A 23,857-nucleotide genomic window follows, 5' to 3' on the forward strand; every position below is an offset into this window, starting at 1 on the left:
TATCGCGTTCAACGGAAATGACCGACGACTTTTCTCCATCATTACCGGACGATCTTCCAGAGCAATTGCGTCCGCTCGTCGAGCGAGTTGAGCAATGTCAGCGGACCTTCGACGACCTCTGGCCCGAGGTGCTCCGCCTCCGGCGCATCTACTTCGTCGACGGCGGCGAGGCGGCGAGGACGGCGATGGTGGACGCGATACGCGAGGCAGAAATCGCACGGGACGAACTCGAGGCGGCGATTGCGGCGATGGTCGAAGCCAGCGGCATCGATCCTGACCAGCTCGAAGGACCCGTTCCGCCACCGACAGGCGATCCCTTCCCCGCCATCGCGCGCGAGACGGTAATGTTCGCTGCGCCGGCGGCCAGCGCGTTCGTCGAGGACCATCTGCCGAATGCGCTGGCGCTTATCGGCCTCCGCGCACCGAAGGGATGGCTCGAGCGGGAACCGGCCGAACTATTCCGCCTCACCGAGGCGGACGACGGCGAGCCCATCTCTATTGTGAAAGGCGTCAGGCTCGAGAGCGAGCGGCCGAAGGGGCACCGGCTGAGGCAGGCGGTCCGCCTCGCGCAGGACTATCTCGACGGCGACGCCCGTTACGACCACTTCGCCGGTGCGCTCGCCGTCACGCAGCTGGCGCAACTCGGCGCGCGCGCCGACGCGCTGCGCGGCGTCGTTGGTTCCGGCGACAGGATCCAGTCGCTTTTCTCGGGCGCGGACACGGACGCCACCATGTTCGAGCTCTTGGTTGCGGCAGCATGCGCAGTCAGGGGCCGCGATATGTCCTTCGTTGAGGCAACGGAGAAGAAGTCGCCGGACCTCAGGTGCAACGACAAGTTTAGTATGGTCGTAGAGTGTAAGCGCAGCAAGGCGCTCTCGGACTACGAGGTCGCGGAGGAGGCGCGGATGCGCGACCTGTTCCGACGGCTGCAGGCCTCCTGTCTCCACCGGGGGCAGTTCGGCCGATTCGACGTGGAACTGACGGTCGAGGCCATGGGCGTGGACCTGGACGCGATCGCCTCGAAGTGCGCGTTGCAACGACTGGCGGCCCACCCCGATTCGCCGCTCGAGTATCCCTGGGGCACAGTCGCGTTCCATGAGCTGCCGAGACGCCTTCACCTTGCAGAGGTGACCAAGGTATACAGCCCGGCCATGCTCAAGCTCGCCTTCGGATGGGACATGGAGGCACCCGAGTGGGACGGCCTCGTCTGCAAGGTCGCACATTCGCCGGCAGGGGCCCTCGACGTCGCCAGGTCGCCCGTCGCCCTAGCATGGCGCGTGGTTGCGCAAGAGGCGGTGATAAAGAAGAGCCGCGCGCCCGTCGGGCTGTTCAGCAAGGCCATGACCCAGATCCCGCGTGGCGAGTTCGGCCTCGTCTACGTCGCCTACGCCGAAGGCGCGCGGGCGGACATCGCGGACAACCGCACGAAGGCGCTCATGGACCGCATCGGCGATTGGGAGCACGACGGCGGCATCCGCGTCCCGGCGGCCTTCCTGGTCCGCCAGTATCCGATACCGACCGATCACGGAAACCCGGGCGTCGTCGAGAGCACCGTGAGGATGCTAAGCCGCGAAAGTGGCGGCGACGAGTGGATTTTCCGCGAGTATCCATCGGCCATCTACACCTCCCGATAGCGACGCCTTTGAAGCGGGATCAGCGACGCCGGACAAAGCTCCGTGCTATCCAAGTGCATGCTCCGCTTTTCACGCCTCGCCCAATGAAATTTCAGGATAGGAGCCGATTCCTATATCCCTTCGGCGTCCGGCATTCTGCACACGCACGATCCAGCTAGCCTTGCCCGACTGGTTGAGGACAAGGATCAACCCGCTGCCGTCGGAATAGCGTCCGGCATCCTTGAGGTTTCTAACCTTGATTGCGGTTAGGCTTCCCATGCGTCCGCCACACTCCTTTCCCCACATTCTTCCCCACACCATGCGGGAGATGTCGTGAAACATATAGAGAACAACTGAGATGACAGCAAGCCAGAAAATGGCGGAAATCCGCCGCTTTTAGAGACAATCTGGGAAGTATAGGGAATTGGTAATTGGCGGAGAGGGTGGGATTCGAACCCACGGTACGGTTTCCCGCACACCGCATTTCGAGTGCGGCGCATTCGACCACTCTGCCACCTCTCCGCGAGGTTCTGCGTGTGGGACTGGAGTGGTCCCGGCCGAAACGAGGGCGCCGCCTAGCCGAGCGCGTGGCGCTTGCCAAGACCCCTTCAAGCGCGCCGCGGTGGACGATCGGCGCGATCGGCTTGTCTCGCACCTGCGAAAGCCTATATTCGAAGCCTGATGGACACTGCCCAGTTCTTCTCGCCCACCGCCGGTCGCACGATCGAGGCCCCGCGCCACGCCCGTGCCCGCTTCGGCATCGGCGAGGTCGTGCGGCACAAGGTGTTCGATTTCCGCGGCGTCGTATTCGATATCGATCCGGTCTTCGCCAACAGCGAGGAATGGTACGAAGCGATCCCCGCCGCGGTCCGTCCGCGCAAGGACCAGCCGTTCTATCACCTGCTCGCGGAGAATGGCGATTCGTCTTACGTTGCCTATGTCAGCCAGCAGAACCTGCTGCAGGATGCCGAGAACGGCCCGGTCGACCATCCGCAGGTGGCCGAACTGTTCGAGGACTTCGCAGAGGGCCGCTACCGCATGCGCCGTGGGCTGACGCACTAGCGACTTCCCTGTCGCGCGCCCTCAGCTCTTCAGTTTCCAGCCCGAACGCAGCACCGCGTAGACTGCCAGACCCAGCACGGCGTTGAACAGGCCGAGACCCAGCGCGCTCCAGATCACTGCCAGGTTGGTGTTGCCGATGTCGCTCTGGCCGAGGAAGCCGAAGCGGAAGCCCGAGATCACGTAGAAAAACGGATTGGCGCGGCTGATCGCCTGAAATGTCGGCGCGAGGTTATCGATCACGTAGAACGTGCCCGACAGCAGGCTGAGCGGCGCGACGACGAAGTTGGTCACCGCAGCCGCATGATCGAACTTTTCCGCCCAGATCGAAGTGATCAGGCCGAGCAGCGCGAGCATGATCGATCCCATCAGGCCGAACCACACCACCGCCCACGGATGCGCCATCGCAAGGCTCACGCCCGGATAGAGCAGCATTGCCAATCCCACCGCGACACCGACCAGGACCGCGCGCGTCACTGCGGCGCCGACGATCGCGGTCATCAGTTCGCCGTAGGAGAGCGGCGGCATCAGGAGGTCGATGATCGTCCCCTGGATCTTGCCCGACAGGAAGCTGAAGCTGGAATTGGCGAACGCGTTCTGCATCATTCCCATGACGATGAGGCCCGGCGCGACGAAAGTCGCGAACGGAACGCCGAGCACTTCCCTGCCCGACCGGCCCCCCGCCCCGCCCAGGGCTACCGTGAAAATGACCAGAAACAGCAGCGTAGTCACCGCCGGTGCCCAGACGGTCTGTGTCTGCACCTTGAGAAACCGGCGAACCTCCTTAATATAGAGGCTCCACAATCCGATCCGGTTTATGCCCAGGATCACCGGTTCCCCGCGCGGCCTGAACGACGCGATGGTTGACTCGGCGGTTTTCACGGGCTGGGCTTGATCGGCCATTGCGCGCCGACTAGGGCCAAGTGCCCCTGCTGGCAAGGCGGGCGCTGTAAGCCGCCCACGATAAGCTGCCCACGAAAAGACAGGACCGATACCCCCCGATGAGCTGGACCGACGAACGCATCGCGACGCTGAAGAAAATGTGGGAAGGCGGCGCGACCGCCAGCCAGATCGCCGACGAACTCGGCGGCGTGAGCCGCAACGCGGTGATCGGCAAGGCGCACCGCCTTGGCCTCAAGTCGCGACCGTCGCCGGTCAAGCCGACCGAGGACAAGCCCGAACCGGTGAAGGCCGCCACCCCTGCCGCCAAGTCACCGGTGAAGAAGATTCCGCTGCCCGTCGCCCCGCGCCCGTCGGCTCCGCCCGCTCCGGCTGCCGCGCCGCAGGCCCGCCCGGTTGCCACCCAGCCAGGTGTGTCGACCGATACGCCGAGCCAGCCTCTGCCCAATCCGACTGCGAACATGCCCAAGATCGTCTCGGTCGGTCCCGGCGGCTTCCTGCGCCAGGGTCCGGGCGACCAGCAGGCGCCGATCCCGCCCGCGCCGCCGCGCCGCCTCGTACCGGCCAAGCCGAGCCCGAGCATAGCCGACAAGACGAGCCTGCTCGATCTGAGCGACAAGGTCTGCCGCTGGCCGATGGGCCACCCGGGCGAACCGGACTTCCACTTCTGCGGAGAAAACGTGAACCCCGGTTTCCCCTACTGCGTCGAGCATTGCGGGCGCGCCTACCAGGCGCAGCTGCCGCGGGGCGCGCGCCGTCCCCCTCCGCCGCTGCCGTTCGGCGGCCCGCGGGTACGCTGACCTGACACTACACTGGGCCCGTCGGCGCAAAACCGGCGGGCCTTTTTCAATTTGGGAGAGAGCCGATGGCATTCGATCTTTATGCAGCGTTCGTACCCACCGCGCGGCAGTTGCTCGGCGCGATTCCGGGAGTGATCGACAAGGCCGAGGCGTTCTGCGCCGATACCGGCACGGCACCCGGTGACCTGATCGAAGCGCGCTTGGCGCACGACATGTGGCCGCTGCCCTGGCACGTCCGCTCGTGCTGGGTGCACAGCGGCTATGCGCTGGACCAGCTCGCCACAGGTGCCTTCACGCCCGACTTCACGCTGATTCCCGACAGTTTCGACGCCATGCGTGCAATGGTGGCCGAGGCGGAGTCGCGGCTGGCGTCGGCGACCTCGGCCGAGATCGACGCGATCGCCGAGAAGCCGGTCGACTTCGTGCTGGGCGGCGAGACCCGCTTCACCTTGCCGGGCGAGCGGTTCCTGCTCGGGTTCAACATGCCCAACCTGCAGTTCCACGCGACGACGTTCTACGGTATCCTGCGCGGCAAGGGCGTGCCGCTGGGCAAGCGCGACTACATGGGAAATCCTGCCGGACCGATGTTCCAGCGCGCGGCGGGCTAGACCACCTTCTTCGCGAACCAGATCGTATGCCGCGGACCCTTGTTGTTGGGCCGCGCGCGGACGACGCGTTCCTCGACCTCCAGACCGGCATCCTTCATGCGGCGGGTAAACTTCGGATCGGGCGCGGCGGACCACACTGCCAGCACGCCGTTCGGCGCGAGCGCGTCGCGTGCGCGAGCAAGGCCGGTGCGGGTGTAGAGCCGCTCGTTGCCGGTCCGCACGATTCCGTCGGGTCCGTTGTCGACGTCGAGCACGATCGCGTCCCACATGGGCCGGGTGCCGTCGAGCGCGTCGTCGATCAGCGCGGCGACATCGCACAACTGCACGTCGGCGCGCGGATCCGCGAGCGTGTCGGCGGTGAGATGCGCGAGCGGCCCCTTCGCCCATTCGATGATTTCGGGCACGATCTCGGCAACCGTGACCCGGCCTTTCGCGCCCAGCTTTGCGAGCGCGGCGCGCAAGGTGAAGCCCATCCCGTAGCCGCCGATCAGCACGCGCGGCGCATCGGTCGCCAGTTCGGCGATCGTGAGCTCGGCGAGCTGCTCTTCGGAAAAGCGCATCCGCGTTCCCATCAGCTCGTCGCGGCCGAGCATGACTATGAAATCGGTGCCATGACGCACCAGGGTCAGAGTGTCGCCACCGGGGATCGCGGCAACGGCAAGGGTCTCGCGCGGGAGCATCAGCCGAGCACCGGCGGATCGGGCTGTGCGAGCGCGATCTCGAGCCGGGCGATGGTGCCCCGCCCGACCGGCGCCGCCGCGAGCGTGAAGCGCCCGCCGAGCGACTGGGCGAGCGTGCGCGCGATCTTGAGGCCGAGGCTGTCAGAGGTATCGACATCGAACCCGGCGGGAAGGCCCGCGCCGTCGTCGGCGATGGTGACTTCCACCCCCGTCGAGACCGGCGCGACGGTGACGATGACGTGCCCGCCCCCGCCTGCTCCGAAGCCATGCTCGATCGCGTTGTTGAGCGCCTCGGCGACGACCAGCGCGGTCGGGATCGCCTTTTCCGCCGGCAGGATCGGATCGGCATCGGCGGTGAAAGCGTACGTCAGGTTCTCGCGGCCCGACGCCGCAATCACGTCGCGCGAAATCTGGTCGATGTATGCGGCAAGGCTCAGCTGCGCGCCCGCCGGATCGTAGAGCTGGCGGTGGATGCGGCCGACGAGCCCCAGCCGCCTGCTTGCCTCGTCGAGCGCGTCGCGCGCGGCATCGTCGGTCAGCCGCCGCTTCTGCAGCGCGATGAGCGAGGAGACCATCTGCAGGTTGTTACCGACGCGGTGCTGGAGTTCCTGGAACAGCAGCTCGCGGTTCTCGACGAGGTCGAGGCTGCGCCGCCGCTCGACGATGAGCGCACCGTTGGCGGTCTGCATCCAGTGGACCAGCGCGATGTCGACCGTGCAGATGAATGCGAAAAAGGCCAGCGCCAGCGCGGAATCGAAGCCCAGCGCGAAACTGTTGACGGGAGGAATGAAGAAATACCAGGCAGCAAGACCCGAGAGGACCGCGCACACGATTCCCGGACGCAACCCGAAGAAGAAGGCCGACAGGATCACCGCCGGGAAAAAAGTCAGGTACGGAAAGCCGGGAGGCAGCGCGCTCCCGATCTCCAGCCGCACCCACCACGCCAGAAACGCGAGGACGATCGCGACGCAATAACCGATCCACTGGCGTGACTGCGCCAGGGGAAGCCGCGCGAGCAGCGGAACAGTGCCGGTGGCGGTTACCTTGTCCAAAGTCTTGCGTCCCCCTCCCGGAACATCCGGGCCTGTCGTACACACGGCAAGGCCGCGAGAACCGTAAGTCCTCGCGGCCTTCCCGTTATTCGCTATCGTAAAGGACGATCAATCCTTCAGGAAGTCCGGAATGTGGCCTTCGCCACCGCTCGGACGGTCGTCGCGATCACGACGGGGACCACGGTCGCCGCCGCCATCGCGGCGAGGTCCACGGTCGCCACCCCGGCCACCTCGGTCGCCGCCACCCGAGCGCGGGCCACGGCGGTCGCCGCCACGGTCACCGCGATCGCCACGATCCGGACGGGGTTCGCGCGGCGGACGGGTGTCCTCCAGCTCCTCGCCGGTTTCCTGGTCGACCACGCGCATCGACAGGCGGACCTTGCCGCGCTGGTCGATCTCGAGGACCTTGACCTTCACTTCCTGGCCTTCCGTCACGACGTCGGTCGGCTTTTCGACCCGCTCGTTCTTCATTTCGCTGACGTGGACGAGACCGTCCTTGCCGCCCATGAAGTTCACGAAGGCACCGAAATCGACGATGTTGACGACCTTGCCGTCGTAGATCTTGCCGACTTCGGCTTCTTCCACGATGCCCTGGATCCACTTCTTCGCGGCTTCGATCTGGGACAGGTCGGACGAGCTGATCTTGATCAGGCCCTCGTCGTCGATGTCGACCTTGGCGCCGGTCTCGGCGACGATCTCGCGGATCACCTTGCCGCCGGTACCGATGACTTCGCGGATCTTCGACTTGTCGATCTGCAGCGTCTCGATGCGCGGGGCGTGGGCCGAAACCTCGGTGCGGGCTTCGCCCAGCGCCTTCTGCATTTCGCCCAGGATGTGCGCACGGCCGGCCTTCGCCTGGTTGAGCGCGGTCTCGAAGATCTCGCGGGTGATGCCGGCGACCTTGATGTCCATCTGCATCGTGGTGATGCCTTCGGAGGTACCGGCGACCTTGAAGTCCATGTCACCCAGGTGATCCTCGTCGCCGAGGATGTCGCTGAGAACGGTGAAATCGTCACCTTCGAGGATCAGGCCCATCGCGATGCCCGAAACCGGACGCGTGATCGGAACGCCCGCATCCATCAGGGCAAGCGAACCGCCGCACACGGTCGCCATCGAGGACGAGCCGTTCGACTCGGTGATGTCGGACACCACGCGGATCGTGTACGGGAACTCTTCCTTCGTCGGCAGCACCGCACGCAGCGCGCGCCAGGCAAGCTTGCCGTGGCCGGTGTCACGGCGCGACGGGGCGCCGAAGCGACCGACCTCGCCCACCGAGTACGGCGGGAAGTTATAGTGCAGCATGAAGTTCGAGTAGGAGAGACCCTCCAGCCCGTCGATCATCTGCTCGGCGTCCTTGGTGCCCAGCGTGGTGGTGCAGATCGACTGCGTTTCACCGCGGGTGAACAGCGCCGAACCGTGCGCGCGGGGCAGGATGTGGACCTGGCTCTCGATCGGACGGACCTGATCGGTGCGACGGCCGTCGATGCGGGTGCCGTCCTTCAGGATCGCACCGCGGACGATTTCCGCCTCGAGCTTCTTGACCACCTTGCCGGCGACCATCTGCGTCTGCCCGTCTTCGTCGGCAAACGCTTCCTTGGCCTTGGCGCGAACGGCGTTGAGCGCGTTCGAACGCTCCGACTTGTCGGTCAGCTTGTAGGCGGCGGCGATATCGCCGCCGACCACGCCCTTGAGCTTGTCCTTGATCGCGGCGTTGTCGCTGACGGCGACTTCCCACGGATCCTTGGCCGCCTGCTGGGCGAGCTCGACGATGAGGCCGCAGACCTTCTTGATCTCGTCGTGGGCGAACAGCACAGCGCCGAGCATGACCTCTTCCGAAAGCTCCTTGGCTTCGGATTCGACCATCATGACCGCGTTGTTGGTAGCGGCCACGACCAGGTCGAGCGCGCCTTCGGCGGCTTCGGGCTGGCGCGGGTTGAGGGTGTATTCACCGTCGACGTAACCGACGCGCGCGGCGCCGATTGGACCCATGAAGGGCACGCCCGAGATGGTCAGCGCAGCCGAAGCGGCGATCATCGCGACGATGTCGGGCTCGACCTCGCCGTCGAAGCTCAGCACCTGGGCGATGACGTTGATCTCGTTGTAGAACCCTTCGGGGAACAGCGGGCGGACCGGACGGTCGATCAGGCGGGAGACCAGCGTCTCCTTTTCGGTCGCGCCGCGCTCACGCTTGAAGAAGCCGCCCGGGATGCGCCCGGCGGCGAAGAACTTTTCCTGGTAGTGGACGGTCAGGGGGAAGAAATCCTGCCCCTCCTTCACACTCTTGGCGGCGGTCACGGCGCAGAGCACCACGGTCTCGCCATAGGTCGCCAGCACGGCGCCATCGGCCTGGCGCGCGATGCGCCCAGTTTCCAGGGTGAGGGTCTTTCCGCCCCACTCCATGCTTACAGTCTTGGTGTCGAACATTTCGTTTCCTTAGGCCCGCCGGCCCTATTGCTACGGCGGGGTTTGCTGCCGGGTATGCCGTCCCGGTCCGGTGCGGGGCTATTTGCGCCCCATGAAGCAAGCCGCCGAATGCGGCCTGCCGGATAAACGAAGCGGCCCGCTGAGGGGCCGCTTCGAGAAAACGGTTACTTGCGAAGGCCGAGCTTCGCGATCAGCGCGTTGTACCGCTCCACATCCTTCTTCTTGAGGTATGCGAGCAGGCTGCGGCGCTTGTTGACCATCATCAGCAGGCCGCGGCGCGAGTGGTTGTCCTTGTGGTGGCCCTTGAAGTGCTCGGTCAGGTTGCGGATGCGCTCGGTGAGGATCGCGACCTGCACTTCGGGAGAACCGGTGTCGCCCTTGGCCTGGGCGTTGTCCTTGATGATTTCCTGCTTCTTTTCGGCAGTAACGGTCATGTCAGTCGTCTTTCTTCGCGGTATCGGGGAAGTGGAAGCCCCGGACCACTTTCGCGGTCGTCCCGTCGGATTCCATCAGCGCCACCGGAACCGATCCGGCCATGCCAAGGAAGAGCCCGTCGGGCAGGGCGTTTCCGGAAACGACCCGGCCCTGTCGGGCCGCCTGCGCGCTATCCGGGTCGAGTTGCAGGGCCGGGATACCGTCCAGCCCCGCCTCCAGCGGCAGGAGGTGGTCTTGAAGGCTCGCGCCCTTAGCGGAATCGCTCGCCAAGTCCAGCGAAATCGCCTGCGCTTGCGCGAACGGTCCCGCCTTCGTGCGCCGCAGATAGGTCACGTGACCGCAGGTTTCGAGGGCACGTGCGATGTCCCGTGCAAGGGACCGGATGTACGTTCCCTTAGACACGTGAGCGCGGAGGGTCGCGCTGGTCGCCTCGGCGGAGATTAGCTCGAGCTCGTGGATCGTCACCGCGCGCGTCGCCAGCTCGACCGCCTCTCCGGCGCGCGCGAGATCGTAAGCGCGCTTGCCGTCGACCTTGAGCGCCGAATAGGCCGGCGGAACTTGCGCGATCGGTCCGGTGAAGCGGGGCAGCACTGCTGCGATCGCGTGCGCAGTCGGCAAGCGGTCGCTCGTCGCCACCACCGCGCCCTCCATGTCGAGCGTATCGGTCTCCTCTCCGAAGCGGACGGTGAACTCGTAGACCTTGCTCGCATCGAGCATCCGCCCGGCGAGCTTGGTCGTTTCGCCCAGCGCGATCGGCAGCACGCCTTCGGCCAGCGGATCGAGCGTGCCGCCGTGGCCGATGCGGGTCTTGGCATAGCCCCCTTCGCGCAAGATACGCTTGACCGCGCCGACCGCCTGGGTGGACCCCAGGCCGCGCGGCTTGTCGAGGATCAGCCAGCCGTGAAGCATAGGGCCCGCAGTCACGTTGCGCGCGCGACCCACTCCGCCAGCGCGAAGAACTGCCCCTGCACCCATTCCACCGGCGGACCGATCACCTTGTCGATGATGCCCGCGTCGGGGAACGCCCAGGTCGCCGCGATCAGCGCGATGAACAGCAGCATCCCGACGTTGCGCAGCTTGGCGTAGTGCACCGCGAGGCGTCGCGGCAGCAGCCCTTCCACGATGTGCGATCCGTCGAACGGCGGGATCGGCAGCAGGTTGAACAGCGCGAGGAAGACGTTGATCAGGATGAATAGCTGCAGCCCGCCGAAGACGTATTCGCTGACGCCCTCGGGCGGCGCGACGAGAGTGCCCGCGTAAAGGCCGAGCACGATCGCGGCGACCGTCGCCAGCAGGATGTTCATCGCGGGACCCGCCGCGCCGACCAGCATCATGCCCACGCGCGGATTGTTCAGCCGGCGGAAATTCACCGGCACCGGCTTGGCCCAGCCGAACACCGGGCCGCCGAACAGCGCCAGCGCGCCGGGGACGAGGATGGTCCCGATGGGATCGACATGGCGGATCGGGTTGAGGCTCAGCCGCCGCTGCTCCTTGGCGGTCGGATCGCCGAGCGCAAGGGCGGTCCAGCCGTGCGCGACCTCGTGAAACACGATCGCGACGATCAGGCAGGGGATGAGGAGCAGTGCGAGCTGCAGCGTTTCGGACATGCCGCTCATGTAGTGGTTCCGCCCTAACCCGCCAACGCTTCGCTGAAGTGGCGGCGACAAAGCGCGACATAGCGTTCGTTTCCGCCTACCTCGGTCTGCGCGCCTTCCTTCACCGCCGCGCCGGTGGCGTCGACCCGCAGGTTCATCGTCGCCTTGCGGCCGCAGTGGCAGACGCCTTTCAACTCGACGAGCTTGTCGGCGATACCGAGCAGCGCGGCCGAACCGGGGAACAGCTCGCCCTGGAAATCGGTGCGCAGGCCGTAGCAGACCACCGGGATGCCCGCTTCATCGGCCAGCCGGGCGAGTTGCCAGACTTGCGCCCTGGTCAAAAACTGCGCCTCGTCGATCAGCATCGCATCGAGCGGCTCGGCGCGGTGCGCGGCGGTGATCGCGGCCCACAGGTCGGTCTCGGGCGTGTACCGGTGCGCGTCCGCCTCAAGCCCGATGCGACTGCGCACCAGCCCGTCGCTCCGCGTGTCGAGCTGCGCGGTCCACAGCATGGTGCGCATCCCGCGCTCGCGGTAGTTGAAATCCGCCTGCAGCAGCGTGGACGATTTCCCCGCATTCATGCTGGCGTAGTAGAAATAAAGCTTGGCCATCAGGCGTCTTCGTCGTCGAGATCGCGCACGACCTTGGGATCGTTCAGCAGTCGCTCGATCCGCTCGGCCTCGTCGAAGCTCTCGTCGGGCTTGAACTGGAGTTTCGGCGCGAACTTGAGGCCGAGGCGCTTGGCCACCTCGCGCTGGAAGAACGCGGTGTTGGTGCGCAGCGCCTTGAGCACCACCGCCTCATCCTTGCCGAGCAGCGGCTTCACGTAGGCGGCGGCGTTGCGCAGGTCGGGCGTCATCCGCACCTCGGTGACCGAGACCGAGTGCGCGGTCAGCACGTCGTCGTGCACCTCCCCGCGCGCGAGCAGCTCGGAGAGGATATGCCGCACCCGCTCGCCCACCTTGAGCACGCGGACCGACTGCTGTTCGGGAGTGGAAGTGTTGCGCGCCATCAGCCCAGTTTCTCGATGATCCTCTTCAGCGACCGCACGTTGCGCGCGGTGCCCTTGCAGCCCAGCCGGCGCTCGATGAAGGCCCCGGTCAGCTTCGAATTTCCGGCACCGCTCACGAAATCGATGTGCAGCGCGCGGGTGCCCGGTGCAAGCTTCTCCTCACCCCGCCCCTCATGGTCGGCAATGAGCGTATCGAACTGCGCGTTCGTCGGCTGCCCGGCGAGGAAGTGGACATGGACCAGCTTGTCCTCGCCCTTCCCCGCGAACGGGCTTTCGGCGAGCGCCGCTTCCAGCTCCGCCTTCGTGCGCACCGCCGCGAAGGTGGCGATCCCGAAGCGATCCTTGACGATCCGGGCGATCTCGCCCTCCAGCTTTGCGTCCGCCGCAGCCGCGCGGTCGAACAGCACGTTGCCGCTCGCCACCACGGTCTCGACGTTGGCGAAGCCCGCGCGCTCCATCGCCGCCTTGAGATCGGCCATCTTCAGCCGGTTGCCGCCGACATTGATCGACCCGAGCAGCGCGACGTAGCGGGGCATCAGTCTTTATCGGCCGAGGCCGATCGATTGCGCCAACCCCACCAAATCAGAAACAGCCAAGGTGCGGCAACGATACCCAGGATGGGGCCAAACCATTCATTCTCCCCAGCAAGAATGCCGAGGGGAAAGCTGGCGGCTAGCGCTGCGCCTAGGCAACCGCCCTTGACTGGGTTTTCCATCCGACCTCCTCGCCGAAAGTACCACTTTCGGCGAAATCCTTACAGGATCCGCTCGCGCTCCTCGACCTCGAACACCTCGAGCTGGTCGCCCGCCTTGATGTCGTTGGTGTCTGCCAGCACGACGCCGCATTCGAGGCCCGCACGGACCTCGTCGACGTCGTCCTTGAAGCGGCGCAGCGACTGGATGGTCGTGGCCGAGACGATGACGTCGTTGCGGGTGAGACGGGCGAACAGGCCCTTGCGGATCGCGCCTTCGACCACCAGCAGGCCAGCGGCCTTGTCCTTCTTGCCGGCCGGGAACACCTGCTTGACTTCCGCACGGCCGAGCACGTTCTCGATCTTGAGCGGACCGAGCACGCCGGCCATCTCCTTCGCGACGTCCTCGGTCAGGTGGTAGATGACGTCGTAATACATCATCCGCACCTTGTCGCGCGCCACCAGGTCGCGCGCCTTGGGGTTGGGACGCACGCCGAAGCCGATGATCGGCGCGCCGCTGGCGGCGGCGAGCGTCACGTCGCTTTCGGTGATGGCACCCACGCCCGCGTGGAGCACGCGGACCTTGATGTCGTCGTTCGAGATGTTGTGCAGCGCGGTCACGATCGCCTCGACCGAACCCTTCACGTCCGCCTTCACCACGACCGGCCATTCGACCACGTCGCTCTTGAGGTTGGAGAACATCGTGTCGAAGTTCGTCGGCGCGAGCGCGGTGCGCTTCTCGGTCGCCTTCTGCTGCCGGAACGAGGCGACCTCGCGGGCGCGCTGTTCGTTCTCGACCACGGTCAGGTGATCGCCCGCATCGGGCACGCCGCCGAGGCCGAGCACCTCGACCGGGACCGAGGGACCCGCTTCCTTGACCTGCTGGCCCTTGTCGTTGACGAGCGCGCGCACACGGCCGCTCTCGGTGCCGACGACGAAGGTGTCGCCGCGCCTGAGCGTACCGCGGGTAACGAGCAGCGTCGCGACCGGGCCGCGGCCTTTGTCGAGCTGCGCTTCGACCACCACCGCATCGGCGTCGCGATCGGGGTTGGCCTTCAGTTCGAGCAGCTCGGCCTGGAGCAGGATCTTCTCGACCAGCTCGTCGAGCCCGGCCCTGGTCTTGGCCGAGACTTCCACGTCCTGCACGTCGCCCGACATCGCCTCGACGATGACTTCGTGCTCGAGCAGGCGCTCGCGGATCTTCTGCGGGTTGTATTCCTCGCGGTCGGCCTTGGTGATCGCGACGATCATCGGCACGCCGGCGGCCTTGGTGTGATTGATGGCCTCGATCGTCTGCGGCATGATCCCGTCGTCGCCCGCGACCACGAGGATCACGATGTCGGTGACGTTGGCACCGCGCGCGCGCATTTCGGTGAACGCTGCGTGGCCCGGGGTGTCGAGGAAGGTCACCTTGTCACCGCCCTTGGTGGTGATCTGGTAGGCGCCGATGTGCTGGGTGATGCCGCCGGCTTCGCCCTTCACAACGTCGGTGCCGCGCAGGGCATCGAGCAGCGAGGTCTTGCCGTGGTCGACGTGGCCCATGATGGTCACGACCGGCGGACGGGCCTTCAGCGTCTCGGGCGCGTCGGTGTCTTCATCCACCTGGATGTCGACGTCGCTTTCGCTCACGCGCTGGATGTTGTGGCCGAATTCCTCGACCAGCAGCTCGGCGGTGTCCTGGTCGATCGTCTGGTTGACGGTGACCATCATGCCCATGTTGAACAGCGCCTTCACCAGGTCGGCGCCCTTCTCGGCCATGCGGTTGGCGAGTTCCTGGACGGTGATCGCTTCGGGCACGACGACGTCGCGCACCTGCTTCTCGCGCTTCTGCGCGGGACCGCCGTGGAGGCGGCGCTCCTTCTCACGCGCCCGCTTGAGCGCGGCGAGCGAACGCGCGCGGCGGCCTTCGTCCTCGTTGAGCGCGCGGGTGACCGTCAGCTTGCCCGAACGGCGATCGCCGGCACCGCCGCCGCCACGCTCGGGGTTGGCGGCAGGACGCTTCTCTTCCTTCTTCTTGGGCTCGGGCTTCTTGATCTCGGGGCGGGCGACCGGGGTGAAGCGGCGCGCGGCCGGGGTCGGCGTGGACGTGTCGCCCTCGCCTTCGGCGGTTTCGTCCGCAGCAGTCGATTCCTCGACGGCGGCAGCCGGTTCGACCACGGGCGCCGGCGCGGGCTGGCGCGCAGCCTCGGCCTCGGCCTCGCGATTGGCTTCGGCGCGGCGCTTCTCGTCTTCCAGAGCGGCGGCGCGCTCGGCGGTTTCACGCTCGGTCTGTTCGGCCAGCGTCGCAAGACGCGCCTCCTCGGCCTCGCGCTGGAGGCGCGCGACGCGTTCCTGCGGGGTCTCACCGGCAGGCGCGGGCTTCTTCGCGACCGGAGCGGCAGCCGCGGGCGGCGGCGGGGGCGGAGGGGGCGGCGGCGGAGGCGGAGGCGGCGGCGGGGTTTCGCCCGGCTTCAGGAGCTTGCGACGCTGCTTGACCTCGACCACCACCTTGTTGGTGCGGCCATGGCTGAAGGTCTGCTTGACCTCGCCGGCGTCCACCGACCGCTTGAGGCCAAGCGGCTTGCGTTCGCGCGGGGTGTCGTTGCTGTCACTCATAAACTTCGGTCCAGTCCTTCAATCAGTCGGTCGTCGCGAGGGGCCGGTCGTCCGGCCCTTCGCCATGTGGCGTGGCCGTATCGGCCCCAAGATAGTGCATCAGGCGCGTCAGGGCGTGGGACACCCGGGCTGCCGCTTGAGGATCGGCCAGCGCCATGTGGACGACATTGTCGCGGCCCATTGCCACAGACAAAGCCGCCCGGTCCAGTGGCAAGGTCGTGCCGGTTTCGCCCGACCCTTCGGCCTCGCGCCCAACGCGCCAGGCCTGGTCGAGCTTGCGGCTGCCGTCGGCGCTCGCATCGCTGGCGTGTAGCAGCAGCTCCACCGCCCCGCCGCGTGCGTGTTCCGCGATCCGGTCGGACCCCAATATAAGATGTCCGGCGCGCAGTTCGAGGCCCAGTCGGTCGAGCAGTGCGCGGGTCAGCGCATCCTCGATGCGCTGCGCCAGATCGTCCGGCACGCTCAGCGGTGCGCCCTTGAAGGCGCGGGAGAGCGCGCCTTTCAGCCGCCCCTTGGCCATCGCCTGTTCCAGCTCGCCGCGCGAGACGCCGAGCCACGCGCCGCGACCGGGCGCCTTGGCGTGGACGTCGGGCAGCACCAGCCCATCGGGCGAGATGGCCAGCCGGACGAGGGTATCGCGCGCGCCATGCTCCCCGGAGAGGATGCACTTGCGCTCGGGCGCGGCTTTCACCCCGCCCTGCGCGTCAACGATGTCGGGCGTCAGGCGCTCATTGTTCGGAGTCCGCATGCGCGGCCTCCTCGGATGCTGGCCCGGACGAATCCTCGTCTTCGAACCAGTGCGCGCGCGCGGCCATGATGATTTCGTTGCCCTGTTCTTCGGTCAGGCCGTATTCGCCGAGCACGCCGCCCTTGTCCTCGGGCTTCGGGCGGTCCGAACGCAGGCGCGGACCGTCGGTCGGCGCCTGACGGCGACGCGGGGCCTCGCGCTTCTTGGCGATGAGTTCGTCGGTGGCGAGGTCGGCAAGGTCGTCGAGCGTCTTGATGCCGCCCTTGCCCAGCGTGACGAGCATCTGCTCGGTCAGGTGCGGGATTTCGGCCAGCGCATCCTCGACACCAAGGCCCTGCCGCTCGGCGCGGTAGGCGGCGTCGCGGCGCTCAAGCGCTTCTTGCGCGCGGCTCTGCAGCTCTTCGGCCAGGTCCTCGTCGAAGCCCTCGATCGTCGCCAGCTCGGCGAGGTCGACGTAGGCGACTTCCTCGAGCTCGGCGAAGCCTTCGGCCACCAGCAGCTGCGACAGCGTCTCGTCGACGTCGAGCTCTTCCTCGAAGGTCTTCGAGCGTTCGGCGAATTCGCGGCTGCGCTTCTCGGAGGACTCCTCCTCGGTCATGATGTCGATCTGGTGGCCGGTGAGCTGGCTCGCCAGGCGCACGTTCTGGCCGCGGCGGCCGATCGCGAGGCTGAGCTGGTCGTCGGGGACCACCACTTCGATGCGGTTGTCGTCCTCGTCGAGCACGACGCGCGCGACGGTCGCCGGCTGCAGCGCGTTCACCACGAAGGTCGCGGTGTCCTCGCTCCAGGGGATGATGTCGATCTTCTCGCCCTGCAGTTCCTGCACGACGGCCTGCACGCGGCTACCCTTCATGCCGACGCAGGCGCCGACCGGGTCGATCGAGCTGTCGCGGCTGATGACGCCGATCTTGGCGCGCGAACCGGGATCACGGGCAGCGGCCTGGATGGTGATGATGCCGTCGTAGATTTCGGGCACTTCCTGCGCGAACAGCTTCTTCATGAACTCGGGGTGCGCGCGGCTGAGGAAAATCTGCGGACCGCGGTTGTTGCGCTCCACCTTGGTAATCAGCGCACGCACGCGCTCGCCCGGACGGGCGGCTTCGCGGGGAATCTGCTGGTCGCGGCGGATCACGCCCTCGGCACGACCGAGGTTTACGATCACGTGGCCGAATTCGACCGACTTGATCACGCCGGTGATCACTTCACCCGCGCGGTCCTTGAATTCCTCGAACTGGCGCTCGCGCTCGGCATCGCGGACCTTCTGGAAGATCACCTGCTTGGCGCTCTGCGCGTCGATGCGACCGAGGTCGACCGGGGGCAGCGGGTCGACGATGTAGTCGCCGACCTTGGCATCGGCCTGCAGCTTGCCGGCCTGTTCCAGGTTCACCTGCTTGAAGTAGTCGTCGACTTCCTCGACCACCTCGACGACCCTCCAGAGACGGAGATCGCCGGTCATCGGGTCGAGCTTGGCGCGGATGTCGTTCTCGTTGCCATAGCGCGCGCGGGCGGCCTTCTGGATCGCTTCTTCCATCGCCTCGATGACGATCGCCTTGTCGATCATCTTTTCCGAGGCGACCGAGTTGGCGATCGCGAGCAGTTCAGCCTTGTTGGCGGAAATCGAACTGGCCATTGGGTCTTACTCTTCCTCTGCTTCGAGTATCTCTTCCTCGGCACCGCCAAGAGTCTCTTCGACTCCGGTCGTGTCGAGCGGTCTGGTCGCGGCGATCAGCGCGTCGGTGAGGACGAGCTGGGCCGAATGGATCTGGCCGCGGGGCACGGTGACTTCGCCCGCCTTGCGATCGGCGATGGTCACGGCGTCGTCGGCATCGATGCCGACGAGATCGCCCTTCAGCACGCGCTGGCCCCCGGACCGGTCGACGTAGCCTTTGTCCATGACGATGCGCGCCTCGTGCCCGGTCCAGTTGGCGAAATCCTTCGCGCGAGTCAGGGGGCGGTCGATGCCGGGGCTCGAGACCTCGAGGTGATAGGCGCCGTCGATCAGCACTTCGCCCGCTTCCTCGCGCGCGTCGATCACGTCGCTGACGCGGCGCGAGAGCGCGGCGCACTGATCGATCACGAGCTGCCCGGTCGCCGGGTCCTCGGCCATGATCTGCAGCGCCTCCCCGCCGTCGCCGGCCTCGGACTGCATCATCCGCACGCGCACCAGTTCCAGCCCGAGCGCGGCGGCTTCGGGTTCGACCAGTTCGGTAAGGCGCGCGATATCGGCCAAGGCAGTCTTTCGTCGGTTTCCGCAAGCGCCTTCGGTGCCGGCCCCTCGCGGCGCCAGCCCCTTCAGTCTCGCGATGTCGGGATGGATGGCCAGATAGGCGCGAAAGCGAGGGAAGGCAAGTGCGAAGAGACGACGCGGATAAGAGGGCGGCTACCGCGGCAACCGCCCTCCTCTCGCCCCCTCGGCCGGGGCGAATTATCCGATCGGCGTCAGTGGAGCCTTTCCTGCCTGCACTGTCCCGGAGGACCGCAGTTGAAGTAGTTCTGGTCCACGTACTCGGCAACTTTCTTGCCCAGATCTGCGCCGTTCAAGTCCGCCCGGCGGAAGTGCAGGCCGCCGTACACGCGCGCATCGATCACGTCCTTGATCACGTCGGAAAATCGGGTGTAGGGCCGCGATGCCACCGCGTTCGAGATCGTGAATTCCGGCACGACGTCGGTCCCGAAGAACAGTTTCGCGCTGGTCATGATCGACCCGTAGACGCAATTCGCGCCGGATGGCTCGTCCGCGTAGGGCGGCACCGGCAAGAGCGACGTCCACCCCGCTTCCGAAATCGTCGCCGGGTTCCCGTCGAGGTCGGCTTCGGCGATCGCCGTCGTCGGACGCCAGAAAGTCCAATGCGCCTTTTCCGCAAAGCAGTTTATCGCGGCATCCGCCGCGGTCATGCTGGTCATGGCGTAGAACCGCGCTTCCTCTGCGACCGTCAGCCCCTTTGACTGCGCGAGCTGCCGCAGCGCTCCGGACGTCATCGGCACCGGATGTGGGGCGGACCAGAGGGCCAGCGCGGTTTGGGCACCGGTTCGGGTCGCACTGTTGAGCGAGCCCAATGCCTTCACCTCTATGTAGTCCGCCGTGTATTGGTCGCTCGTCAGACTCCACGGCCCCGGTGTGTGGAAATATTCAGAAGCCGGCAGGATGAACGGGCGGACGGCGCGGACCCAGCCATTGGGGTCGTTGCCGAAGGTCGGACCAACCGGGCGCCATCCGCCGGGTGCGTTCGACACGGGATAACCACCCGCCCCGAAACGGCCGTCGTTCATGCGGCTCGCCATCATTGCAGCCGCCGCGGCGGCCCCGACCTCAATCCCCTTGTCCCTCGCCGGGCCATCGGGCACGCCCGCCAGCGAGTTGCCGTATTCTTCATAGAGGCGGGCCTTGATCGAGAACCTGGCCGAATCCGACAGGTTGGCGACCGGTATCTGGTCGATGACGCCGGACAAGACATGATATGCTGCGGTGGCCGCCGCCGCGCTCTTGGATGCGCTGGTCGGAGCCTTGAGCCCGCGAATGTACGGGTCGTGCCCGCCCTTGATCGCGTTCACCGCATCGTAGACCGCCCCCTGGACGATCGCCATGTGGATCAGCGCGACCGGAGGAGCAAATCCCGCTCCGGGAGTTCCTGCGTTGGACGCGTTGGTTAGCGTTACCACGGCTCTCTGATTCCAGACTCGTACCGAATTTTCCTCGGCACCGGCTGGAGCTGCCAACAGTGCACCGAACGTGGCCAGCGCAATCGATAGGCGACTGGACGCAGATCGTCTCGCGCGCGTTCGCTGCTTGTGGATGACCGGATTGCCGTCGGAAAACGGGACAAAAGAAGAAAACGTCTCAGACAAGTTCGACATGGCACAAGCTCCCTCGTTAAGGATCGAAGCTGGCGCCAGGCCGGGGTGCCTAATGTCCCTCCCCTTTCGATACGCAAGGCGCCATCAAGCCGGCATCCGCGATTGTTTTATTTTAAGTTTGAAGGCGTTGGCCCCTTCTGGACAGCCATTTGCCTTGCCTGCGACTCGTCGATTAATGGAGTGCCAAGGCGACGATGCGCCGTTAACCTTTATTAATCAAGGTCACTATTCGCTCTCCGCCAGCCCGTGCTTGCGGATGCAATGGCGCAGCTGGTCGTAGGTCAGGCCGAGCGCCTTGGCGGTCTGGCGCTGGTTCCATCGGTTGCGGCCCAGCGCGTTCTCCACGATCGCCCGTTCGTGCGCATCGACTGCGGCGCGCAAGTCTTCGATCGAATCGAAATCCGGCGCATTCATACTGTTGTTACGGGCCGGTTGAAGCGATTGATTGACCGGTTCGCTGCTCGTCGCGGCCGGCTTCCACGGGCTCTCGAACGGGTCGAATACGACGTGCGCGATCGGCTGCTTGGACTCGCCCCAGCGGTAGACCGCACGCTCGACCACGTTGCGCAGTTCGCGCACGTTGCCCGGCCACTGGTGGTTTTCGAACTGGTCGCGGACGTGGTCGGCGAACCCTGGCCAGCTATCCCAGCGAAGCTCGCTCGCCATGCGCCGCCCGAAGAATTCGGCGAGGACGATGATATCCCCCTCGCGCACGCGGAGCGGCGGCAGGGTGATGACCTCGAAGCTCAGCCGGTCGAGCAGGTCGGCCCGGAAGCGCCCCTCGTCTGCCAGTCGCGGCAGGTCGACGTTGGTCGCCGCGACGATCCGCACATCGACTCGGATCGGACGATTCGAACCGATCCGCGTGACCTCGCCATATTCGACCGCGCGGAGCAGCCGTTCCTGCGCCTGCATCGACAGCGTGGCGAGTTCGTCGAGGAACAGCGTGCCCCGGTCCGCCTCCTCGAAGCGGCCAGCCCGTGCGCGGGTCGCGCCGGTGAAGGCACCCGCCTCGTGCCCGAAGAGTTCCGCCTCGATCAGCGTTTCGGGGAGGGCCGCGCAGTTCATGGTGATCAGCGGCTCGTCCCACCGGGTGGACAGGCGGTGAAGGCGTTCTGCGATCAGTTCCTTGCCGGTGCCGCGCTCGCCGATGACCAGCACGGGCCGGTGCATCGGGGCGGCCTGACTGGCGCGGTCGACCGCATCCAGAAAGGCGTCGGACTGCCCGATGAACTGACTTTCCCGTTCCATGCCCAATCAATAGCGGAATTTCCCATATCTCGGCAATCCTAACCACCATGTCGTTCGTCAAAAACGATCCGCTATCCGTAAAAGCCAGTTGGCACGCCCCTTGCTGTAGTGTGAATATCCAAGGGAGGTATCCATGTTCGACCGTCGTTTTCTTCAGACCCGCCTCGGACAGGCCGCGATGGCGAGTGTCGCCGCGATGGCGCTGTTCGTCGCTCTGAGCGCGCAGATCCAGGCCACCCCGGCCTATGCTGCCGACGGTCTCGTCACCGCAACGGAACTCGCATGAACAAGCCCACTTCTTCTGACCCCTTAGGGCCGGAGCGCGACGACAGCCCCCTTCGCGGGCAGTCCCCCCGCGACGCCGACGCTCCGGCCCGCCCCCAGTCGTTCGCGCGTGCTTCGCGGCTCGATGAAGAGATCGATCGCCTGCGCCGTAGCCCCACCCCCACCCAGTCCCCCGGCCAATCGCAGGCCCAGCGGGACATCGCCAACTACGGAGTCGCCTTCATGGGTATCTTCAGCCGCACCCGGGACATCATCGCGGCAAACTTCAACGACATGCTCGACAAGGCGGACGACCCGACGAAGATGATCCGCATGATCATCCTCGAGATGGAGGAGACCCTCGTCGAGGTCCGCGCGAGTGCCGCGCGCACGATCGCCGACCAGAAGGAAATGCACCGCCACACGGTGAAGCTGGAACGGCTGCAGGCCGACTGGGCCGAAAAGGCGCAGCTCGCGCTGTCGAAGGACCGCGAAGACCTCGCCCGCGCCGCGCTGGTCGAGAAGAAGAAGGCCGGCGACATGGCCGACCAGCTGAAGCAGGAAATCGCCGTGCTCGACGATGCCCTGCGTGCCTACGAACAGGACATCGAGAAACTGCAGGTCCGCCTCCGCGAGGCGCGCAGCCGCCAGACTGCGATCGCGGCCCGGCTCGAGAGCGCGGAGAACCGGGTCAAGCTGCGCAGCCTGATGACCAACGAACGCACCGACGATGCGCTCGCCCGCTTCGACCAACTCGAGCGCCGGGTCGATTACGCCGAAGGCCGCGCCGATGCGTTGTCGATCGCCGACGGCAGCGGCAAGCCGAGCCTGTCGGACGAAATCGCCGCGCTCGCGGGCAAGGACCAGATCGACGACGAGCTCGCGGAAATGAAGCGCGCGCTCGGCCTCGACACCGACGACCAGACCAAGGGGGACTGACACATGGAAGAATTCATCATCTTCGGATCGCTGTTCATCGCGCTCCCCTGGCTCGTGCTGCACTACGTCACCAAGTGGAAGACCGCCGCGACGATCACGACCGACGACGAGGCGCTGCTGGAAGAACTCTACAGCCTCGCCAAGCGCCTCGATGCGCGCATGGACACTGTCGAGCGCCTGGTCGCCAGCGACAACGACGACTTCCGCCCCGCACGCCTGATGCACGACCGCGAGGTCGACAACGCGCCGCTGCGCGAACTCGACCGCCTCATCGCCGAGAAGAAGGGAGCCCGCCCGTGAACAGCCCACGCACCACGCTTTACCGCGACAAGCAGAACGCCAAGCTGCTCGGCGTCTGCTCGGGGATCGCCGACTACACCGGGGTCAACGTGATGTGGGTCCGACTGGCCTTCATCCTGCTCCTGATCACGGTCGCCCCGATCCTGCTGCCGGGCTACTTCATCGCGGGTATGCTGCTGAACAAGAAGCCGCCGCACCTCTACGTTGACCAGGAAGAGACCCAGTACTGGCAGCGGGTGCGCCAGAGCCCCAAGCGGACCGCGCGCGAGATCCGCGGCAAGTTCCGCGACATCGACCGGCGGCTGGCGGAAGTGGAGACCTACTATGTCACCAGCAATCCGCGCCTGAATGCCGAGATAGAGCGGCTGCGCTGACGACATTCGATTTGGGGAGTTCGCTTAATGGAATTGGTTGCCTTTGCCCCCTTCCTGATGGTGCTCGGCATCGTCTGGATCGTGTCGCGGTCGAAGCTGGAGGCCAAGCGCCTCAATAGCACCGCGCACGAGAGCGCCGAGAAGGCCGCGCAGTATGCGACGAACATTCAGGCGCTCGAGGACCGCGTCCGGGTGCTCGAACGCATCGTCACCGACAAGGGCTACGACGTCGCCACCCAGATCGAGGCGCTGCGCGACCAGCGCCGGGTCGACGAGGTCGACAGCGGCCTGTCGATCGAAAGCCTGCGGAAGGAGCGTGTCTGATGGATTTCGTCCAGATTGCCCCGTACATCGGCTACCTGATTGCCGCTGGCTTCGGTATCGGCACGATCGGCATCCTGGCCTCGGTGCACACGACGCGGCTCAAGATAAAGAACGGCTATCCGCTCGAGGGCATGTGGGGCCAATCGCTCAAGCCCGGCAGCGACAAGGACGCCGCCGCGCGTGTCGCGCTGCTGACCCAGGAAAACGCCCAACTCAAGGCCGAGGTGGGCGCGATGCGCGAGCGGCTCGAGACAGTCGAGCGGATCGTCACCGACGGCGGCTATCGCCTGACCCACGAAATCGAGCGCCTGCGCGACGGCAAGGAGAAAGTGCAGTGA

The 23,857-nt window shown here is 66.2% G+C and carries 27 protein-coding genes and 1 tRNA gene; 10 read left to right on the plus strand and 18 right to left on the minus strand.

Features of this window, described 5'->3' with window-relative positions; genetic code table 11:
- The first annotated feature begins 17 nt into the window (after positions 1-17).
- Positions 18-1,634, plus strand: a complete 1,617-nt coding sequence (locus ACWPMX_RS10375; protein WP_455699931.1) for a hypothetical protein — start codon at positions 18-20, stop codon at positions 1,632-1,634.
- A 69-nt stretch (positions 1,635-1,703) separates the two neighbouring features.
- Here ACWPMX_RS10375 and ACWPMX_RS10380 read toward each other — a convergent pair whose 3' ends face one another.
- Complete coding sequence (locus tag ACWPMX_RS10380) at positions 1,704-1,892, minus strand: Arm DNA-binding domain-containing protein (RefSeq protein WP_455699932.1); 189 nt, start codon at positions 1,890-1,892, stop codon at positions 1,704-1,706.
- 153 nt (positions 1,893-2,045) lie between these two features.
- A tRNA-Ser gene (locus ACWPMX_RS10385) sits at positions 2,046-2,135 on the minus strand.
- Positions 2,136-2,294: 159 nt separating this feature from the next.
- Here ACWPMX_RS10385 and hspQ point away from each other — a divergent pair.
- On the plus strand, positions 2,295-2,675 hold the full coding sequence (gene hspQ, locus ACWPMX_RS10390; RefSeq protein WP_455699933.1) for a heat shock protein HspQ: 381 nt from the start codon (positions 2,295-2,297) through the stop codon (positions 2,673-2,675).
- A gap of 21 nt (positions 2,676-2,696) precedes the next feature.
- On the opposite strand, the gene ACWPMX_RS10395 is transcribed toward hspQ, so the two are convergent.
- Positions 2,697-3,575, minus strand: a complete 879-nt coding sequence (locus ACWPMX_RS10395; protein ID WP_455699934.1) for an ABC transporter permease — start codon at positions 3,573-3,575, stop codon at positions 2,697-2,699.
- A gap of 98 nt (positions 3,576-3,673) precedes the next feature.
- Between ACWPMX_RS10395 and ACWPMX_RS10400 the strand changes: the two genes are divergently transcribed.
- Together ACWPMX_RS10400 and ACWPMX_RS10405 are read left to right on the plus strand one after the other, a co-directional pair.
- Positions 3,674-4,372, plus strand: coding sequence for a GcrA family cell cycle regulator (locus tag ACWPMX_RS10400; RefSeq protein ID WP_455699935.1), 699 nt, complete (start codon positions 3,674-3,676; stop codon positions 4,370-4,372).
- Positions 4,373-4,437: 65 nt separating this feature from the next.
- Positions 4,438-4,980 carry a DUF1993 domain-containing protein gene (locus ACWPMX_RS10405; protein WP_455699936.1) on the plus strand — a complete coding sequence of 181 codons (543 nt, stop codon included), beginning with the start codon at positions 4,438-4,440 and terminating at the stop codon, positions 4,978-4,980.
- On the opposite strand, the gene ACWPMX_RS10410 is transcribed toward ACWPMX_RS10405, so the two are convergent.
- From ACWPMX_RS10410 to pspF, 15 genes are all read right to left on the minus strand, one after another.
- A complete protein-coding gene (locus ACWPMX_RS10410) occupies positions 4,977-5,660 on the minus strand; it encodes a spermidine synthase (protein ID WP_455699937.1) in 684 nt (227 codons plus the stop codon). The two genes, ACWPMX_RS10405 and ACWPMX_RS10410, sit on opposite strands and share 4 nt — an antisense overlap.
- A complete protein-coding gene (locus ACWPMX_RS10415) occupies positions 5,660-6,712 on the minus strand; it encodes a sensor histidine kinase (protein ID WP_455699938.1) in 1,053 nt (350 codons plus the stop codon). The genes ACWPMX_RS10410 and ACWPMX_RS10415 overlap by 1 nt, the downstream gene beginning before the upstream one ends.
- 108 nt (positions 6,713-6,820) lie before the next feature.
- Entirely contained in the window at positions 6,821-9,136 is a 2,316-nt protein-coding gene (pnp, locus tag ACWPMX_RS10420; protein WP_455699939.1) for a polyribonucleotide nucleotidyltransferase, read from the minus strand.
- A 164-nt stretch (positions 9,137-9,300) separates the two neighbouring features.
- Positions 9,301-9,570, minus strand: a complete 270-nt coding sequence (rpsO, locus tag ACWPMX_RS10425) for a 30S ribosomal protein S15 (RefSeq protein ID WP_455699940.1) — start codon at positions 9,568-9,570, stop codon at positions 9,301-9,303.
- Position 9,571: 1 nt separating this feature from the next.
- The gene (gene truB / locus ACWPMX_RS10430) at positions 9,572-10,480 is read right to left on the minus strand and encodes a tRNA pseudouridine(55) synthase TruB (protein WP_455700765.1); all 909 of its coding nucleotides are present in this window, start codon (positions 10,478-10,480) and stop codon (positions 9,572-9,574) included.
- Positions 10,481-10,491: 11 nt separating this feature from the next.
- A complete protein-coding gene (locus ACWPMX_RS10435; RefSeq protein ID WP_455700766.1) occupies positions 10,492-11,178 on the minus strand; it encodes a site-2 protease family protein in 687 nt (228 codons plus the stop codon).
- Positions 11,179-11,201: 23 nt separating this feature from the next.
- Positions 11,202-11,777, minus strand: a complete 576-nt coding sequence (locus ACWPMX_RS10440) for a thymidine kinase (RefSeq protein ID WP_455699941.1) — start codon at positions 11,775-11,777, stop codon at positions 11,202-11,204.
- Entirely contained in the window at positions 11,777-12,178 is a 402-nt protein-coding gene (rbfA, locus tag ACWPMX_RS10445; protein WP_455699942.1) for a 30S ribosome-binding factor RbfA, read from the minus strand. The genes ACWPMX_RS10440 and rbfA overlap by 1 nt, the downstream gene beginning before the upstream one ends.
- Entirely contained in the window at positions 12,178-12,714 is a 537-nt protein-coding gene (locus ACWPMX_RS10450) for a DUF1697 domain-containing protein (RefSeq protein WP_455699943.1), read from the minus strand. The genes rbfA and ACWPMX_RS10450 overlap by 1 nt, the downstream gene beginning before the upstream one ends.
- A gap of 218 nt (positions 12,715-12,932) precedes the next feature.
- The gene (gene infB, locus ACWPMX_RS10455) at positions 12,933-15,464 is read right to left on the minus strand and encodes a translation initiation factor IF-2 (RefSeq protein ID WP_455699944.1); all 2,532 of its coding nucleotides are present in this window, start codon (positions 15,462-15,464) and stop codon (positions 12,933-12,935) included.
- 22 nt (positions 15,465-15,486) lie between these two features.
- Entirely contained in the window at positions 15,487-16,212 is a 726-nt protein-coding gene (locus ACWPMX_RS10460) for a DUF448 domain-containing protein (protein ID WP_455699945.1), read from the minus strand.
- A complete protein-coding gene (gene nusA / locus ACWPMX_RS10465) occupies positions 16,193-17,842 on the minus strand; it encodes a transcription termination factor NusA (protein ID WP_455699946.1) in 1,650 nt (549 codons plus the stop codon). Before nusA ends, ACWPMX_RS10460 begins: the two co-directional genes overlap by 20 nt.
- Positions 17,843-17,848: 6 nt before the next feature.
- The gene (gene rimP / locus ACWPMX_RS10470) at positions 17,849-18,442 is read right to left on the minus strand and encodes a ribosome maturation protein RimP (protein WP_455699947.1); all 594 of its coding nucleotides are present in this window, start codon (positions 18,440-18,442) and stop codon (positions 17,849-17,851) included.
- A 209-nt stretch (positions 18,443-18,651) separates the two neighbouring features.
- A complete protein-coding gene (locus ACWPMX_RS10475; RefSeq protein WP_455699948.1) occupies positions 18,652-19,872 on the minus strand; it encodes a vanadium-dependent haloperoxidase in 1,221 nt (406 codons plus the stop codon).
- Positions 19,873-20,292: 420 nt separating this feature from the next.
- Positions 20,293-21,318, minus strand: a complete 1,026-nt coding sequence (gene pspF / locus ACWPMX_RS10480; protein ID WP_455699949.1) for a phage shock protein operon transcriptional activator — start codon at positions 21,316-21,318, stop codon at positions 20,293-20,295.
- Positions 21,319-21,451: 133 nt separating this feature from the next.
- On the opposite strand from pspF, the gene ACWPMX_RS10485 reads away from it, so the two are divergent.
- From ACWPMX_RS10485 to ACWPMX_RS10510, 6 genes are read left to right on the plus strand one after another with little or no spacing between them, the layout of a single operon-like run.
- The gene (locus ACWPMX_RS10485; RefSeq protein WP_455699950.1) at positions 21,452-21,604 is read left to right on the plus strand and encodes a hypothetical protein; all 153 of its coding nucleotides are present in this window, start codon (positions 21,452-21,454) and stop codon (positions 21,602-21,604) included.
- Positions 21,601-22,521, plus strand: a complete 921-nt coding sequence (pspA, locus tag ACWPMX_RS10490; protein ID WP_455699951.1) for a phage shock protein PspA — start codon at positions 21,601-21,603, stop codon at positions 22,519-22,521. The genes ACWPMX_RS10485 and pspA overlap by 4 nt, the downstream gene beginning before the upstream one ends.
- Before the next feature lie 3 nt (positions 22,522-22,524).
- Complete coding sequence (gene pspB, locus ACWPMX_RS10495; RefSeq protein WP_455699952.1) at positions 22,525-22,821, plus strand: envelope stress response membrane protein PspB; 297 nt, start codon at positions 22,525-22,527, stop codon at positions 22,819-22,821.
- The gene (gene pspC / locus ACWPMX_RS10500; protein WP_455699953.1) at positions 22,818-23,195 is read left to right on the plus strand and encodes an envelope stress response membrane protein PspC; all 378 of its coding nucleotides are present in this window, start codon (positions 22,818-22,820) and stop codon (positions 23,193-23,195) included. The genes pspB and pspC overlap by 4 nt, the downstream gene beginning before the upstream one ends.
- Positions 23,196-23,222: 27 nt before the next feature.
- Entirely contained in the window at positions 23,223-23,519 is a 297-nt protein-coding gene (locus tag ACWPMX_RS10505; protein ID WP_455699954.1) for a hypothetical protein, read from the plus strand.
- Positions 23,519-23,857 (plus strand): hypothetical protein, encoded by a 339-nt coding sequence (locus tag ACWPMX_RS10510; RefSeq protein WP_455699955.1) that lies wholly within the window; start codon positions 23,519-23,521, stop codon positions 23,855-23,857. Before ACWPMX_RS10505 ends, ACWPMX_RS10510 begins: the two co-directional genes overlap by 1 nt.

Source organism: Tsuneonella sp. HG094 (genome assembly GCF_053819285.1).